We start from the raw sequence: 14,863 nt of genomic DNA on the forward strand, positions 1-14,863 counted from the left end.
TCGCGGCGCGCCGGTGGCAGGCGCGCGTCACGGTCATTTCGCGGCGCGCTCGACCGGCGTGCTCATCAACCCGGCGCGGGTGACGCCGGCCTCGGTCTGCAGCGTGCTCAGCACGTCGTAGACGGTCTGGTAGGGCGCGTTGGCATCGCCGGCCACGTACACCGGCACATCCGGCCGCTGGCTCACGAACGCCTTCACCTTCGCCACCATTTCCTGCTGCGAGACCTCGCGGTTGGCATCGCCCTGCAGGGTGAGGAAGAGGCGGCCGCCGCGATCCACGCTGACCACCACCGGATCCTTCCTGTCCTGGATCGACTTGGCGGTGGACTGCGGCAGGTCGATGTCGACGCCCAAGTTCAGCAGCGGCGCGGTGACCATGAAGATGATCAGCAGCACCAGCATCACGTCGATGTAGGGCACGACGTTGATCTCGGCCTTGAGCTTGCGCTTCTTGTGGCGGCGGATGCTCATGGTCGCGGCTCAGTCGATCTGCGTCTGGCGCTGCAGGATGGAGGAGAACTCCTCGGAGAACGCGTCGTACTTCACGCTCACCCGCTCCACCTTGGTGGCGTAGCGGTTGTAGGCCCAGACCGCCGGGATGGCCGCGAACAGGCCCATGGCGGTGGCGATCAGCGCCTCGGAGATGCCGGGCGCGACGGTGGCGATGGTCGCTTCCTTGACGTTGGCCAGGCCCTGGAACGAAATCATGATGCCCCACACCGTGCCGAACAGGCCGACATAGGGGCTGATCGAACCGACGTTGGCGAGGAACTCCAGGTTCTGCTCCAGGCCGTCGATCTCGCGCGAGGCGGTGGCGCGCATCGCCCGCTGCGCGGCTTCCAGCTGCAGGCGGCCGTCGTTGCTGCCGCGCTGGCGCGACTTGTGGAATTCGCGGAAACCGGCTTCGAAGATCGCTTCCATGCCGCCGTCCTGATGGCGGCTGGCCGAGTCGTAAAGCTTGGCCAGCTCCGCCCCGGACCAGAACCGGTCCTCGAACGCATCGGCCTCGCGCAGCGCGCGGTCGAGCACCTTCTTCTTGCGGATGATGATGACCCAGGACGCGATCGACGCCAGCAACAGCAGCACCATCACGATCTGCACCGGCAGCGAGGCGTGCAGCACCAGCTGCAGCATGTCGATGCCCTGCGCGTGCGGCGCGGCCTGCGCCACCGCAGGCGCGGCGGCATCGACCGGCACCGGGTCGAGGGCCTGTGTCGTGACTTGCAGGGCGGCGGGCATCGGCTGCATCCGGGTGTCCTTCAATGGGGTTCGGGGGTCAACTGCGCCAGCAGCGCATCGGGGATCGGGCGCGGGCGGAAGGCATCGGCCGAGACCGCCGCGACCCGCACCGACGCGCCGACCAGCAGGGCGTCGCCGCGCCGGATCTCCTGGTCGATGACCAGGCTGGCACCGCGGCATTGTGCAAGACGCACGCTGACTGTCAGCAGATCATCGAGCCTGGCCGGGGCGCGGAAGTCGATCGACATCGCGCGCACCACGAAGCAGAGATTGGCGTCCTCGCGAAGGCGGTCCTGCCCGAAGCCGATCGCGCGCATCCACTCGCTGCGGGCGCGCTCCATGAAGGCCAGGTACTGCGCGTGATAGACCACGCCGCCGGCATCGGTGTCTTCCCAGTAGACGCGCACCGGCCACTGGAACGGCGCCGCCTCGCTCAAAGCAGCCCCCCGCCCTCGCCCTTGGGCCGGAACCCGAGGTGGCGGTAGGCCTTGTGCGTGGCCATGCGCCCGCGCGCGCTGCGGACCAGGAAACCCTGCTGGATCAGGTAGGGCTCGATGACGTCCTCCAGCGTGCCGCGCTCTTCGCTGAGCGCCGCCGCGAGTGATTCCACGCCGACCGGGCCGCCATCGAAGTTCTCGATGATGAGATGCAGCAGGCGGCGGTCGAGGTCGTCGAAGCCTTCCGGGTCCACCTTCAGCATCTGCATCGCGGCGGCCGCGACTTCGCCATCGATGGTGCCGCCGGCCCGCACCTGCGCGTAGTCACGCACGCGGCGCAGCAGGCGGTTGGCGATGCGCGGGGTGCCACGCGCGCGCCGGGCGATTTCCGCCGCGCCTTCGGCCATGCAGGCGATGCCGAGGATCTGCGCCGAGCGGGTGACGATGCGCGCGAGTTCATCGACGCTGTAGAACTCCAGCCGCTGCACGATGCCGAAGCGGTCGCGCAGCGGCGCGGTGAGCAGGCCCGCGCGCGTCGTCGCGCCGACCAGGGTGAACGGCGGCAGGTCGAGCTTGATCGAACGCGCGGCCGGGCCCTCGCCGATCATGATGTCGATCTGGAAATCCTCCATCGCCGGGTACAGCACTTCCTCGACCACGGGCGAGAGGCGGTGGATCTCGTCGATGAACAGCACGTCGTGCGGCTGCAGGTTGGTGAGCAGCGCGGCCAGGTCGCCGGCGCGTTCGATCACCGGCCCGCTGGTGACGCGCACGCTCACGCCCAGTTCGTTGGCGATGACGTGCGACAGCGTGGTCTTGCCCAGGCCCGGCGGCCCGAAAATCAGCACATGGTCCAGCGATTCTCCGCGCCCCTTGGCCGCGTCGATATAGATCTGCATCTGCTCCTTGACCGGCTGCTGGCCCAGATAATCGGCCAGGCGCTTCGGGCGGATGCTGGCCTCGGCCGCGTCGTCCTCGCGGGTCGCGTCGGCGGCGATGATGCGTTCTTCGCTCATGCCGCCATTATGGCCGAGCCGGCATCGCAGCGACTGCGACGCCGCAAGCCTTTAGATCTGGATCGTCGCGCCCAGTTCCACCAGCCGGTTGCCGGGGATGCGGAAGAAGCCGGTCGCCGGTGCCGCGTTGCGGTGCATGACCGCGAACAGCTTGTCGCGCCAGATCGGCATGCCGCGGTTGGCACTGGCGATGATGGTCTCGCGGCTGGCGAAATACGTCGTGTCCATCGGGTCGAAGGTCAGCTCGCATTCGTCGCAGGAGCGCATCAGCGCCTGCGGCACGTCCGGCGTCTCCATGAAACCGAAGCGCACCAGCACACGCCAGAAATCGTCGCCGATCTTCGACACCTTCAAGCGCTGGTCCGGCGGCGCGTAGGGCACCGTCAGCGTTTCCACGGTCAGGAAGACGTTGCACTCGTGCAGCACCTTGTTGTGCTTGAGGTTGTGCAGCAGCGCGTGCGGCACCACGCCCTTGTCGGCGGTCATGAACACCGCCGTGCCCGGCACCCGCACCGGCGGCGAGAGCATCAGGCCGGGCAGGAAGACGTCAAGCTGGATGCCTTCCTTGCGCACTTCCTGGTGCAGCAGTTCGCGGCCACGGCGCCAGGTGCGCAGCAGGGTGAAGATGATCAGGCCCAGCAGCAGCGGGAACCAGGCGCCGTCGAAGAATTTGACCGCGTTGGCGACCAGGAAGCCCATGTCCACCACGAAGAACACCACGCACAGCGGCAGCACCCACAGGCGGTGCTTCGGCCACAGCTTGTTGGCGACCAGCGCCAGCAGCAGGGTGTCGATGAGCATGGTGCCGGACACCGACACGCCGTAGGCCGTGGCCAGCGCGGTGGAGGAACGGAAGGTCAGCACCAGCGCGATCACCGCCACCATCAGGAACCAGTTGATGCCGGGGATGTAGATCTGGCCGATGGTGTCGCTGGAGGTGTGCTTGATCTGCATGCGCGGGATGTAGCCCAGCTGCATCGCCTGCCGCGCCACCGAGAACGCGCCGGTGATCACCGCCTGCGAGGCGATGACCGCGGCCATCGTCGCCAGCACCACCATCGGGATCAGCAGCGGCTCCGGCACCGCTTCGAAGAACGGGTTCTTGACCGCGTCGGGGCGTTCCAGCACCAGCGCACCCTGCCCCAGGTAGTTGAGCACCAGGCAGGGCAGCACGAAGAAGTACCAGGCGTGGCGGATTGGCCGCGCACCGAAATGGCCCATGTCGGCATACAGCGCCTCGCCGCCGGTCACCGCCAGCACCACCGCGCCGAGGATGAAGATGCCCTGCCACTCGTGGGTCTCGAAGAAGCGCATCGCCCAGATCGGGTTGAGCGCCTTGATCACTTCCGGCGCGTGGACGATGTTGACGACGCCGATCACCGCGATCGAACTGAACCACAGCACCATCACCGGCCCGAAGACCTTGCCCACCTTGGCCGTGCCGAAACGCTGGGCGACGAACACCGCGACAAGGATCACCACGGTGATCGGGATGATGTAGTGATGGAGGTGCGGCGTGGCGATCTCCAGGCCCTCGACCGCCGACAGCGTGGTGATCGCCGGGGTGATCACGCCATCGCCGAAGAACAGCGAGGCGCCGAAGATGCCGAGGATGCCGACCACGTAGGCCGAGCGAGAACCCTTCGCCAAGGTGCGCTGGGCCAGCGCCATCAGGGCCATGATGCCGCCCTCGCCCTCGTTGTCGGCGCGCATGATGATGGTGACGTACTTCAGCGTCACCACGATCATCAGCGCCCAGAACGCCAGCGAAAGCACGCCGAGCACGGTGTCGTGGTCGGGGGTCAGCCCGTAGTGCGGGATGAAGGCCTCCTTGATGGTGTACAGCGGACTGGTGCCGATGTCGCCGAACACCACGCCGATGGCACCGACGACCAGGCTGGCCAGTCCGCCCTTCGGATGGTGCCCGGATGCGTGGCCTGCAGCGCCCGCCGCAGGGGCCGGATGAGCGTTCATCGCCTTACCGTCTCGAAACAGGTGCGCATGGTAGTCCTTGCCGGGCCGGGCCGCGATGCCGGGGCCTTCACGCCACGCGTCAGCGCAGGGCCTGCTGCAGCGCCTTGCGGATGATGGCCTCGGCGGTGTCGCCCTCGGCGGCGGCCTTCTTCGCCATGCGTTCGGCCTCGGCCGGCTTGTAGCCCAGCTGCTGCAGGGCGATCACGGCCTCCGACAGCGGGTCGAAGGCCTGCCCCGGCATCGGCGATGCCGGCCCGCCTGCGAGGTCCGCGGCGCGGTCGCGCAGCTCCACCACCATGCGCTCGGCGGTCTTCTTGCCGATGCCGGGGATGCGGGTCAGCGCGGTGACGTCGCTGGTCTGCACCAGCCGCGCGAAGTCGTTGACCGAGACGCCCGACAACACCGCCAGCGCGATCTTCGCGCCGATGCCGCTGACCTTCTGCACGTCGCGGAACAGCCGGCGCTCGGACTCGGTCAGGAAGCCGTACAGCGAGACGCTGTCTTCCTTCTGCGCGTAATGGGTGAACAGCGAGACCTCGCGGCCCACCTCCGGCAGGTCGTAGAAGGTGCTCATCGGCGCCTCCAGCTCGTAGCCGACGCCGTGCACATCCACCACCAGCCACGGCGGCTGCTTGTGGATGAGGGTGCCTTTGAGTCTTCCGATCATGCGCGTGTTTCCCGTGAGCCTTCATGCCCCAGATCGCATGAAGGTCGTCCATTGGGCCATGGCTGGCAAGCGCGCCATCGATGGCGCGCATCCGCGAATCGAAGCCGGATGCGCAGCCTGAGCGGTGCCGGCCATGGCCCAAGGGGCGACCGCAGTGCCGACGCACGCGCCAATACGCTCACCGCCTGCCCCACGCTTCGCGCACACCCACGCCCAGCCGCGCCGCGCTGGCACGCACATGCGCATGGGTGATGGCGACGGCCAGCGCGTCGGCGGCATCGGGTTGCAGCTTGGTCTTCAGGTTGAGCATCGCGCCAACCATGTGCTGCAACTGGGTCTTGTCGGCGCTGCCCTTGCCGACCAGCGCCAGCTTCACTTCCTTGGCCGCGTACTCGGCCACCGGCAGATCACGCGCCACGCAGGCCGCGATCGCCGCGCCACGCGCCTGCCCCAGCTTCAACGCGCTCATCGCGTTGCGGGCCAGGAAGACTTCCTCGATGGCCACTTCGTCCGGCTTGAACTCGTCGATCAGCGTCCACAGCCCGTCGATCAGCAGGCGCAGCCGGCGCGGGAAATCCGCCGCATCCACCAGCACCAGCGGCGTGTGGTGGACATGGGTCAGGCGCCCGTCCGCCGCGACATCGATCAAGCCCGCGCCGGTGCGCTGGGAGCCGGGATCGATGCCGAGGATGCGGGTCACGGCGCGGCTCAGGCCGGCAGCTCGGCGTTGCTGTAGACCGCCTGCACGTCGTCGAGCTCTTCGAGCCGGTCGAGCATCTTGCGCACCTGCTCGGCGGTCTCGCCTTCCACCGCGATGTCGTTGTCGGCGCGGTAGGTGACTTCGGCCAGGTCCGGGGCCAGGCCCGCGGCTTCCATCGCCGTCTTCACTTCCGCGTAGGCGTCCGGCGAGGTGAGCACGTCGATGGCGCCGTCGTCGTAGACCGCGACATCATCCGCACCCGCTTCGATGGCGGCCTCGGTGATGGCGTCCTCGTTGGCGCCTTCGCCATAACTCAGCACCCCGAGCTTCCTGAACATGAAGGCGACCGAGCCTTCCGCGCCCATGTTGCCGCCGTGCTTGCCGAACGCGTGGCGGACCTCGGCCACCGTGCGCACGCGGTTGTCGGTCAGGCAGTCGACGATCACCGCGACGCCGCCCGGCGCGTAGCCTTCGTAGCGGATTTCCTCGTACTCCACGCCTTCAAGCTCACCGGTCGCCTTCTTGATGGCGCGTTCGATGACGTCCTTCGACATGTTGACCGAGAGGCCCTTGTCGATGGCGCTGCGCAGGCGCGGATTGCCGGCGGGATCACCGCCGCCGGTGCGCGCGGCGACCGAAATCTCGCGGATGATCTTGGTGAAAATCCTGCCGCGCTGGGCATCGACCGCGTTCTTGCGGGCTTCGATGGAAGGGCCACGTCCCATGGGGAAACCGTCGTGTTGGCGAAAACGCGGATTTTACGCGATGCCAGCGCCCCGACCGTCATCCCCATGGCGGAAACGCCCGGCCTGCAGGAAGGCCACCGACTGCGCCACCGCCGCATCGGAAAAGATCAGCCCGCTGTGGCTGGCCGGCAGCACGATATGGTCGGCGAGGCCATCGATGCGGGTCTCGGACAAGGCTACGGTGCCGTCGTGCTCGCAGTCGAAACGCGCGACCACGCCACCCAGCCCGCGCGGTTTGCAGCCGGCGATCATCCCCACCTCAAGGCCTGCCGGCAGCGTGCCCGCGCCCGCCAGCAGCAGCGGCAGGTGCTGGCCGAGCATCCGGCGCCCGGCGGGAATGCGCTCGGCCACGCCACCAGCGGCGCGGCTGCCGGCCAGCGGCGAGCCGAGGCAGACCACGCGCCCGATGTCCTGAGTCGTGAGCCGGCGTGCAGCCTCCAGCGCCATCAGCCCCCCCAGGCTGTGCGCGACGACATGGCTGCCGGGTGCGTCGTGCAGGGCATCGGCGACGCGCGACACGGCGCGGTCGGTGTCTTCCAGCACGCTGTAGTAGCCGAGCGCGCGGACCCCGAAGCCGTGGCTGCCGAGGCGCGTGGCGAACCAGCGCATCGCCGGGGCGTGCATCCACAGGCCGTGGAGAAGAAGGACGCGCGGTTTGTGCGGAGCCATGGATGCCTGCCTGCGACGCGCACGCGCCGCCTCATGCATCAGATGGGTTTGCGCAGGATGAACTCAAGGTCGCGCGCCTCGCCGACCGGGTAGAGGTATTCGCCAGCCTTCTCGTAACCGTGCCGCGCGTAGAAGCGCTGCGCACCGAAGTTCTCGCTCCACACACCGATCCACAGCGCGTGCGGGCCGTTGCGGCGCATCCAGCCTTCGGCTTCGGCGAACAAGCGCGCGCCCCAGCCGCCGTTCTGCACCGAGCGGCGCAGGTACAGGCGTTTCAGTTCCAGATCACCGGCCTGCACTTCGTCGTGCGGCAGGCCGCAGGGCCCGGCGAAGGCGAAGCCCTGCAGCGCGCCGGCCGTGTCTTCAAGCACCCAGGCGGCGGCGCCCTGCTCGTCGAGCGCGTCGCGGTATTTCTCCGGCGCGTAGGCGAAGTCGAGGTGCCAAGCCAGGTCATCCGGCGTGTAGAGGTGGCCGAAGGTCTCGACGAAAGTGTCGCGGGAAATCGCCGACAGCGCTTCGGCATCGGCGGCGCTGGCGCGGCGGATCGACAGGCTCATGCGTGGGTCAGCATCAGGCAGTAGCCGTCGGGATCGAGTAGGCGGAACTCGCCGTCCGGGCAATAGGGAGGATGCGACATCGGCCCCACTTCCATGCCCTTCTCGGAGAGCTCGGCATGCTTGGCGGCGATGTCGGGGAAGTAGATGTAGAACAGCACGCCCTGCGCATCGCGCGCGATGGGCGCGTCGGCCAGCGTGACCATCAGGCCCGCGAAACCGGATTGCAGGAAGGCCCAGCACAGCCGGCCTTCCGGCGCGTAGGTCTGCACCGCTTCGAAACCCAACTGCTCGTAGAACGCGATCGAACGCCCCACGTCCGCCACATGCGCCATCGCGGTGCAGCGGACGGGCGGGTTGGGGTTCACTTCGGCGCCTTCTCGCGCACGCGGACATGCACTTCCGCCAGCTGCGCGTCCGGGATCGGCGACGGTGCGCCAGTCATCAGGCATTGCGCACCGGTGGTCTTGGGGAAGGCGATGACGTCGCGGATCGATTCGGTGCCGGCCATCAGCGCGGCGATGCGGTCGATGCCGAAGGCGATGCCGCCGTGCGGCGGTGCGCCGTACTTGAGCGCGTCGAGCAGGAAGCCGAACTTGGCGCGCTGCTCGTCCTCGCCGATGCCGAGCAGGTCGAACACTGCGCTCTGCATCTGCGGGCGATGGATGCGGATGGAGCCGCCGCCGATCTCGTTGCCGTTGAGCACCATGTCGTAGCCACGGCTGACCGCGGTGCCGGCGTTGGCGCGCAGGTCGTCGATGCTGTCCACCGCCGGCGCGGTGAAGGGGTGATGCAGGGCGACGTGGCGCTGTGCGTCCTCGTCCCATTCAAACATCGGGAAATCGGTGATCCAGAGCGGCTTCCAGCCGTCTTCGACCAGACCCAGGTCCTTGCCGAGCTTCAGGCGCAGCGCGCCCATGAAATCGCTGGCGACCTTGTACGACGCGGCGCCGAAGAAGATCGCATCGCCATCTTGCGCGCCGGTGGCTTCGAGGATGCCGGCCAGCGCGTCGTCGGAAAGGAACTTGGCGATCGGCGAGTTGATGCCGTCGCGGCCCTTCGCCGCGTCTTCCACCTTCATCCACGCCAGACCCTTGGCGCCGTACTTGGCGACGTGCGCGCCGAGCTCGTCGATCTGCTTGCGCGAGAGCGCCACGCCACCCGGCGCACGCAGCGCGATGACGCGGCCGTCCGCGCTGGCGGCGACATCGGCGAACACCTTGAACTCGCTGTCCTTGACCAGCTCCGCGACATCGGCGAATTCCAGTGCGATGCGCAGGTCCGGCTTGTCGGAACCGTAGCGGCGCATCGCCTCGGCATAGGTCATGCGCGGGAACTGCGCGGCCAGCTCGACGCCAACCACTTCGCGGAACACGTCGCGGATCATCGCCTCGACGGTGTCCTGCACGTCGCGTTCCTCGACCCAGGCGAACTCCATGTCGAGCTGGGTGAATTCCAGCTGGCGGTCGGCGCGCAGGGCCTCGTCGCGGAAGCAGCGCGCGATCTGGTAGTAGCGGTCGAAGCCCGCCATCATCAGGATCTGCTTGAACAGCTGCGGGCTCTGCGGCAGCGCGTAGAACTCGCCTTCGTGCATGCGCGCCGGCACCAGGAAGTCACGCGCGCCTTCCGGCGTGGCCTTGGTCAGGATCGGCGTTTCGATGTCCTGGAAACCGCGTGCATCCAGCCATGCGCGCAGCGCGCTGACCAGTTTGGTGCGGGTGCGCATCTTGCGCTGCATGTCTGGGCTGCGCAGGTCCAGGTAGCGGTACTGCAGGCGGATGTCCTCGCCCGGTTTTTCGTGGTGATGGAACGGCAGCGGCTCGGCCTTGTTGAGCAGCTCGATCCTCTCGGCCAGCACTTCGACGCGGCCGGTGCGGATCTTGTCATTGATGCTGTGGCGGGCGCGCACGGTGCCGGTGATGCGCAGGCAGTCCTCGTAGCCGACCTGCGCGGCCACCGCCAATACCTCGGCATTGCCGGCGGCGTCCGACGGCTCGGCCACGACCTGGACGATGCCCTCGTGGTCACGCAGGTCGATGAATACCAGGCCGCCCATGTTGCGGGCGACATCGGCCCAGCCGCAGAGGGTGACGGTCTGGCCGATCAGCGATTCGTCGATCAGGCCGCAGAAATGGGTACGCATGGGAGCTCCGGAACACGTGATGCACGGGCCTTGGCACCCGCGCGAGCCGGCCATTTTAGCCGCCCGCGGCGCTCAGTCGCCCTTGGCGGCCGGCGCGGGGCTGGCCGGCTTGGATTCGCTGGCGGCGGCGGGCTTGGCGCCCTCCCCGCCTTCGCCGGCCAGATTGCGCTTCTTGTCGCCATCCTTCTTGAAGTCGGTCTCGTACCAGCCGCCCCCGGCCAGCCGGAAGCTGGGCGCGGTCAGCTGGCGACGCACGCCACCTTCGGCACCGCAGTGCGGGCAGATGGTCGGGTCGGCATCGGAGAGCTTCTGCAGCTTGTCGAAGTGGTGGCCGCAGGCGTCGCAGGCGAAGGCGTAGATGGGCATGGCGAAGCGTTTTCGGGATATCTGCGGGAAGTGTGGGGATGACCGTGCGTGCCATCAAGCCCGGCGCGTGGATGCGGCGATGCAGCCGCGGGCCCGTGTGCTCAGTCCCCGCCCTCGGGGTGCCGCGCCCGCCATTCGGCCAAGGCCTTGCGGTAGCGGGCCAGCGCATCGCTGTAGAGGTCGTTGATGCAGGGATCGCAGCCGCTGTCGCAGCAGTCGGAGGGCAAGGGCGCTTCCGGTGGCTGCGGGCGTGGATCGGGATTGATGGGCGATGTCGGCGTCGTCATGGCCATGGATTATCCATGCCGCGCCGGGCGTTCATCTCCATGCCATCGCCCGCGGCCTACCATCGCCTCATCCCCTGTCGAGCCAAGCCCATGACCGCACGCCCTTCCCTGCAGATCCTCGCCGCCGCCCTGCTCGCCGTGGGTTTCATCGGCGCCGGCTGGCTGGCCGGGCGCGGCATGCAGCAGCTGCGCACCGGCGACCGCTACGTGACCGTCAAGGGTTCGGCGGAAAAGGATGTCGATGCGGACCTGGTGGTGTGGCCACTGGCCCATTTCACTAGCGGCAACGACCTGGCCGATGTGCAGCGCGGGCTTGAAGCCAACACCCAGACGATCCGCGCGTTCTTCACCAGCGCGGGCTTCACCGATGACGAGATCGTCGTCGCGCCGGCCAGCCTGGAAGACCGCTGGGCCTATGCCTACGGCGAGAACCGCCCGCCCGAGCGCTACCGCTACTCGACCACGGTGACCCTGCGCACCGGCAAGGTGGCCAAGGCGATGGCCGCGCTGCGCCGCACCGGCGACCTGCTGGCCAAGGGCGTGATGCTGGGCGGCAGCGGCGGCGAAGGCGCCTCTGGCGGACCGGATTTCGACTACACCCAGCTCAACGCGATCAAGCCGGCGCTGATCGCCGAGGCGACCGCCAACGCGCGCAAGTCGGCGGAACAGTTCGCCAAGGATTCCGGCGCGCGCATCAGCGGCATCCGCACCGCCAACCAGGGCGTGGTGTCGATCGACAACCGCGACGCCGGCAGCCCGCAGGTCAAGCGCGTACGCGTGGTGACGACGGTCGAGTACTTCCTGAAGGACTGACGCGCCGCGCGCTCACCAGCCCCACGGGGTCGGTGGTGGCGCCACCGGCCGGGTGAGGTCGAATTCGACCCGGAACAGCCGGCCGTTCGGGCGCGACAGTTCGTACACGAACGCCTTGGGGTGGACCACCATCGCCCAGGTGTTCTCGACCGAGGCGTTCAGGCCGCCGCGCCTGAAAATGGCGATGGAATCGGCATCCACCGGAAAGGCCTGGCGTGCGGCGCTGCCGGCGGAGGCGCTGTCACCGCCGTACATCGTCATGGCATCGGGCGTGCCGTCTTCGTGGCGATGGTCGTGCTTGAGGCGCAGGCCGCCCGCGGTGCGGGTCAGGATCCAGGTGCGCGAGCGGTCGTCGCCGACATGGAAAGGAATTTCGATGCGCGAAGCCGGCGATTCGCAGCCGCGCACATGCATCACCAGCCGCTGGCCTTCGAAGGGATCGGGCGTGGCGGACTTCGGTTCGTTGGCGACGATGCGGCCTTCGTAGGCTTTCCCGCAATGCGTGGCGATGGCGGCGAGGAAGGCATCGGCGGGTGCGACGGGCTTGGTGGCGGGTGGCGTGGCGCAGGCGGCCAGCGCGAGCACGGCGACGGGAGTGAGCAGTGTCTTCATGCTCCCAACCTAGCCGCGCGATGCCGCGCTGGCAAACCGCTCAGGCGCGGCGCAGCGCCCAGAACGGGAGTTCACGACGGGTGCTGAAGCCCATCGCCTCGTACAGCGACTGGGCCCGTGTGTTGCGCGGACTCACGTGCAGGAAGGGCTGCCGATCTTCATCGAGCAGGCGGTTGTTGAGCCAGGCGGTGAGCCGCCGCGCCAGGCCGCGCCCGCTGAAATCGGGATGCGTGCAGATCGCGCTCAACTCGCGGGAACCGTGCGCGCCAAGACGTTCGCCGATCATCGCCGCGAGCCGCGGATCGCCTTCGCCATCCTGCAGATAGATGCCGAAGTAGCGACCGAGCGCCATCGTGCGCGGGCGGAAGTAATGCGGATAGACCAACGCGGTGAGCGCGAGCACGTCGGCCTGCTGCGCGGCATCGACCAGCGGCACGATGTCGGGGCCGTCGATGACCGGCATCGGCGCATCGCTTTGCATCTGCGCCAGCATCTCCAGCGGCTCAAGCTGCCAGCGCGCGGACAGCCGCGACGGCGCCACGCCCAGCATCAACGCGGTGTCGCCGGCCGGCAGCAGCGCGTCCAACGCGGATTCCGCATCGACCTCTCCATGCGGGATGCCGAGGAAGGGCGCGATGTCGGCGGGATAACGCCGCACCTCGCCGGCCCACAGCGCGAGTTCGCCATGCAGGTCGGTGAGCGCGGTCCAGAACGGATTGTCGAGCGGATGCGCGGTGACCATGCCGCAAGCCTGCGCGCGTCAGCCGTACAGCGCGAGCAACTCGGCTTCGGCCTGCTCCAGCTCGGCACGCAGCTGCATCTGCGTGCGGCCGAGATCGGCGACCTTGCCGGCATCGGAATAGACCACCGGGTCGGCCATCTGCGCCTCGCATTCGGCCAGTTTTTCCTCCAGCCGGGCGACGCGGGCCTCGGCCTGCCCCAGCTTGTGCGGGTTGACCTTGGCGGCTTTCTTCGCCGGCGCGGGCGGCGGCGCGACAGGTGCAGGCGCGGCGGTGGGTTTCGCTGCCGGCGTCTTGTCCTCGCCGGGCGCGGGGCGCGAGCGCAGCCACGCGGCGTAGTCGTCCAGATCGCCGTCGAAGGGTTCGACCACGCCATCGTGGACGCGCCAGTATTCGTCGCTGACCAGGCCGATGAGATGGCGGTCGTGCGAGACCATGACGATCGCGCCTTCGAAATCACTCAATGCCTCGGCCAGCGCTTCGCGCATTTCCAGGTCGAGGTGGTTGGTGGGCTCGTCGAGCAGCAGCAGGTTGGGCTTGTTCCAGGCCAGCAGCGCCAGCGCGAGACGCGCCTTCTCGCCGCCGGAGAAGTTGTCGATGCTCTCGAACGCGCGGTCGCCGGGGAACTGCCAGCCACCGAGGAAATCGCGGAATTCCTGCGTCGCGGTGTTCGGCGCGAGTTCCTTGAGGTGGTCGATGGGCGAGGTACCCGCCACCAGCGACTCCACCGTGTGCTGCGCGAAGTAGCCGATGCCCAGGTCCGGATGCGCGACGCGCTCGCCGGCCATCGGCGGCAGTTCGCCCACCAGCGTCTTCACCAGCGTGGACTTGCCGGCACCGTTGACGCCGAGCAGGCCGATGCGGTCGCCCGCCTCCAGCGCGAAGCCGACGTTGTCGAGGATGCGCGCGTCGGGTCCGTAGCCGGCATCGACATGCCGCAAGGACAGCAGCGAATTCGGCAGCCGCACCGGCTCCGGCAGGGTGATCGACACGCCGCGCTCCACCCGCACCGCCTCGGTGCCGGCCAGTTTTTCCAGGCGCTTCATGCGGCTCTGCGCCTGCCGCGCCTTGCTCGCCTTGGCCTTGAAGCGGTCGATGAAGCTCTGCAGGTGGGCGCGCTCGACCTGTTCCTTTTCGAAGGCGATCTGCTGCTGGCGCAGGTGCTCGGCGCGCTGGCGCTCGAAGGCGGTGTAGTTGCCGACGTAGAGCTTCGCCTTGCCGTCGTGCAGGTGCAGGATGTGGGTGGTGACGTTGTCGAGGAACTCGCGGTCGTGCGAGATCACCAGCAGCGTGCCGTCGTAGCGGCGCAGCCAGTCTTCCAGCCAGACCACGGCATCGAGGTCGAGGTGGTTGGTGGGTTCGTCGAGCAGCAGCAGGTCGCTGGGCGTCATCAGCGCGCGCGCCACGTTCAGGCGCACCCGCCAGCCGCCGGAGAAATCGGCGACGGCGCGTTCGTGGGTGTCGGCGCTGAAGCCGAGGCCGTGCAGCAGTTTGCCGGCGCGTGCTTCGGCGTCGTAGCCGTTCACCTCGGCCAGCCGGTGGTGCGCTTCGGCGACGGCTTCCCAGTCTTCGGCGGCCATCGCGTCGCGTTCGGCGCGCACGGCGGCATGCAGATCGCCATCGCCCGAGAGCACGAAGTCCAGCGCCGGGTCCGGCAGGTGCGGGGTTTCCTGCGCCACGCTGGCGATGCGCGCCTTGCCCGGCAGGTCCAGGTCGCCACGGTCGGGCTCGACCTCGCCCAGCAGGGCCGCGAACAGGGAGGATTTGCCGGCGCCGTTGCGGCCGACCACGCCGACGCGGTAGCCGGCGTGCAGCGCCAGGTCGACATCGGACAGCAGCAGGCGTTCGCCGCGCCGCAGGGCGAAATTGCGGAAGGAAATCATCGCCCTATTGTAAGCGG

The 14,863-nt window shown here is 68.5% G+C and carries 18 protein-coding genes; 1 reads left to right on the plus strand and 17 read right to left on the minus strand.

What is annotated here, in order from left to right:
* Positions 1–33 precede the first annotated feature (33 nt).
* The 14 genes from tolR to DCD74_RS07915 all read right to left on the minus strand — a co-directional run bounded on the left by tolR (position 34) and on the right by DCD74_RS07915 (position 10,804).
* A complete protein-coding gene (tolR, locus tag DCD74_RS07850; protein WP_112926817.1) occupies positions 34–471 on the minus strand; it encodes a protein TolR in 438 nt (145 codons plus the stop codon).
* 9 nt (positions 472–480) lie between these two features.
* Positions 481–1,248 carry a protein TolQ gene (gene tolQ / locus DCD74_RS07855; protein ID WP_112926818.1) on the minus strand — a complete coding sequence of 256 codons (768 nt, stop codon included), beginning with the start codon at positions 1,246–1,248 and terminating at the stop codon, positions 481–483.
* 11 nt (positions 1,249–1,259) lie between these two features.
* On the minus strand, positions 1,260–1,676 hold the full coding sequence (gene ybgC / locus DCD74_RS07860) for a tol-pal system-associated acyl-CoA thioesterase (protein ID WP_112926819.1): 417 nt from the start codon (positions 1,674–1,676) through the stop codon (positions 1,260–1,262).
* Positions 1,673–2,692 (minus strand): Holliday junction branch migration DNA helicase RuvB, encoded by a 1,020-nt coding sequence (gene ruvB, locus DCD74_RS07865; RefSeq protein ID WP_112926820.1) that lies wholly within the window; start codon positions 2,690–2,692, stop codon positions 1,673–1,675. Before ruvB ends, ybgC begins: the two co-directional genes overlap by 4 nt.
* A 51-nt stretch (positions 2,693–2,743) precedes the next feature.
* Positions 2,744–4,666: a potassium transporter Kup gene (locus tag DCD74_RS07870; protein ID WP_112926821.1), complete on the minus strand. Its 1,923-nt coding sequence runs from the start codon at positions 4,664–4,666 to the stop codon at positions 2,744–2,746.
* 79 nt (positions 4,667–4,745) lie between these two features.
* The gene (gene ruvA / locus DCD74_RS07875) at positions 4,746–5,333 is read right to left on the minus strand and encodes a Holliday junction branch migration protein RuvA (RefSeq protein WP_112926822.1); all 588 of its coding nucleotides are present in this window, start codon (positions 5,331–5,333) and stop codon (positions 4,746–4,748) included.
* A 178-nt stretch (positions 5,334–5,511) separates the two neighbouring features.
* Complete coding sequence (ruvC, locus tag DCD74_RS07880; protein ID WP_112926823.1) at positions 5,512–6,033, minus strand: crossover junction endodeoxyribonuclease RuvC; 522 nt, start codon at positions 6,031–6,033, stop codon at positions 5,512–5,514.
* An 8-nt stretch (positions 6,034–6,041) separates the two neighbouring features.
* Positions 6,042–6,758 (minus strand): YebC/PmpR family DNA-binding transcriptional regulator, encoded by a 717-nt coding sequence (locus tag DCD74_RS07885; protein ID WP_112926824.1) that lies wholly within the window; start codon positions 6,756–6,758, stop codon positions 6,042–6,044.
* A gap of 33 nt (positions 6,759–6,791) precedes the next feature.
* Positions 6,792–7,448: an esterase/lipase family protein gene (locus DCD74_RS07890; protein WP_162615944.1), complete on the minus strand. Its 657-nt coding sequence runs from the start codon at positions 7,446–7,448 to the stop codon at positions 6,792–6,794.
* Positions 7,449–7,486: 38 nt separating this feature from the next.
* Positions 7,487–8,005: a GNAT family N-acetyltransferase gene (locus DCD74_RS07895; RefSeq protein ID WP_112926826.1), complete on the minus strand. Its 519-nt coding sequence runs from the start codon at positions 8,003–8,005 to the stop codon at positions 7,487–7,489.
* Positions 8,002–8,370, minus strand: a complete 369-nt coding sequence (locus DCD74_RS07900; protein WP_162615945.1) for a VOC family protein — start codon at positions 8,368–8,370, stop codon at positions 8,002–8,004. Before DCD74_RS07900 ends, DCD74_RS07895 begins: the two co-directional genes overlap by 4 nt.
* Positions 8,367–10,145: an aspartate--tRNA ligase gene (gene aspS / locus DCD74_RS07905; protein WP_112926828.1), complete on the minus strand. Its 1,779-nt coding sequence runs from the start codon at positions 10,143–10,145 to the stop codon at positions 8,367–8,369. Before aspS ends, DCD74_RS07900 begins: the two co-directional genes overlap by 4 nt.
* Positions 10,146–10,217: 72 nt before the next feature.
* Positions 10,218–10,511, minus strand: coding sequence for an FmdB family zinc ribbon protein (locus DCD74_RS07910; protein ID WP_112926829.1), 294 nt, complete (start codon positions 10,509–10,511; stop codon positions 10,218–10,220).
* 101 nt (positions 10,512–10,612) lie between these two features.
* Positions 10,613–10,804 carry an oxidoreductase-like domain-containing protein gene (locus DCD74_RS07915; RefSeq protein WP_407072197.1) on the minus strand — a complete coding sequence of 64 codons (192 nt, stop codon included), beginning with the start codon at positions 10,802–10,804 and terminating at the stop codon, positions 10,613–10,615.
* Positions 10,805–10,888: 84 nt separating this feature from the next.
* Between DCD74_RS07915 and DCD74_RS07920 the strand changes: the two genes are divergently transcribed.
* Positions 10,889–11,611, plus strand: a complete 723-nt coding sequence (locus tag DCD74_RS07920) for an SIMPL domain-containing protein (RefSeq protein WP_162615946.1) — start codon at positions 10,889–10,891, stop codon at positions 11,609–11,611.
* Between the two features lie 12 nt (positions 11,612–11,623).
* On the opposite strand, the gene DCD74_RS07925 is transcribed toward DCD74_RS07920, so the two are convergent.
* From DCD74_RS07925 to DCD74_RS07935, 3 genes are read right to left on the minus strand one after another with little or no spacing between them, the layout of a single operon-like run.
* Positions 11,624–12,223, minus strand: a complete 600-nt coding sequence (locus tag DCD74_RS07925) for a hypothetical protein (protein ID WP_112926831.1) — start codon at positions 12,221–12,223, stop codon at positions 11,624–11,626.
* A 40-nt stretch (positions 12,224–12,263) separates the two neighbouring features.
* Positions 12,264–12,965 (minus strand): GNAT family N-acetyltransferase, encoded by a 702-nt coding sequence (locus DCD74_RS07930; RefSeq protein ID WP_112926832.1) that lies wholly within the window; start codon positions 12,963–12,965, stop codon positions 12,264–12,266.
* 18 nt (positions 12,966–12,983) lie between these two features.
* A complete protein-coding gene (locus DCD74_RS07935; RefSeq protein WP_112926833.1) occupies positions 12,984–14,846 on the minus strand; it encodes an ABC-F family ATP-binding cassette domain-containing protein in 1,863 nt (620 codons plus the stop codon).
* Positions 14,847–14,863 lie beyond the last annotated feature (17 nt).

The organism is Lysobacter oculi, assembly GCF_003293695.1.
Lineage (GTDB): Bacteria > Pseudomonadota > Gammaproteobacteria > Xanthomonadales > Xanthomonadaceae > Solilutibacter > Solilutibacter oculi.

Excerpts from the sequence above, each read along its gene's own strand:
- tolR (WP_112926817.1), bottom strand. The coding sequence starts at position 471 with ATGAGCATCCGCCGCCACAAGAAGCGCAAGCTCAAGGCCGAGATCAAC.
- tolQ (WP_112926818.1), bottom strand. The coding sequence starts at position 1,248 with ATGCAGCCGATGCCCGCCGCCCTGCAAGTCACGACACAGGCCCTCGAC.
- ruvB (WP_112926820.1), bottom strand. The coding sequence starts at position 2,692 with ATGAGCGAAGAACGCATCATCGCCGCCGACGCGACCCGCGAGGACGAC.
- DCD74_RS07870 (WP_112926821.1), bottom strand. The coding sequence starts at position 4,666 with ATGAACGCTCATCCGGCCCCTGCGGCGGGCGCTGCAGGCCACGCATCC.
- ruvA (WP_112926822.1), bottom strand. The coding sequence starts at position 5,333 with ATGATCGGAAGACTCAAAGGCACCCTCATCCACAAGCAGCCGCCGTGG.
- DCD74_RS07885 (WP_112926824.1), bottom strand. The coding sequence starts at position 6,758 with ATGGGACGTGGCCCTTCCATCGAAGCCCGCAAGAACGCGGTCGATGCC.
- DCD74_RS07890 (WP_162615944.1), bottom strand. The coding sequence starts at position 7,448 with ATGGCTCCGCACAAACCGCGCGTCCTTCTTCTCCACGGCCTGTGGATG.
- DCD74_RS07895 (WP_112926826.1), bottom strand. The coding sequence starts at position 8,005 with ATGAGCCTGTCGATCCGCCGCGCCAGCGCCGCCGATGCCGAAGCGCTG.
- aspS (WP_112926828.1), bottom strand. The coding sequence starts at position 10,145 with ATGCGTACCCATTTCTGCGGCCTGATCGACGAATCGCTGATCGGCCAG.
- DCD74_RS07910 (WP_112926829.1), bottom strand. The coding sequence starts at position 10,511 with ATGCCCATCTACGCCTTCGCCTGCGACGCCTGCGGCCACCACTTCGAC.
- DCD74_RS07915 (WP_407072197.1), bottom strand. The coding sequence starts at position 10,804 with ATGGCCATGACGACGCCGACATCGCCCATCAATCCCGATCCACGCCCG.
- DCD74_RS07920 (WP_162615946.1), top strand. The coding sequence starts at position 10,889 with ATGACCGCACGCCCTTCCCTGCAGATCCTCGCCGCCGCCCTGCTCGCC.
- DCD74_RS07925 (WP_112926831.1), bottom strand. The coding sequence starts at position 12,223 with ATGAAGACACTGCTCACTCCCGTCGCCGTGCTCGCGCTGGCCGCCTGC.
- DCD74_RS07930 (WP_112926832.1), bottom strand. The coding sequence starts at position 12,965 with ATGGTCACCGCGCATCCGCTCGACAATCCGTTCTGGACCGCGCTCACC.
- DCD74_RS07935 (WP_112926833.1), bottom strand. The coding sequence starts at position 14,846 with ATGATTTCCTTCCGCAATTTCGCCCTGCGGCGCGGCGAACGCCTGCTG.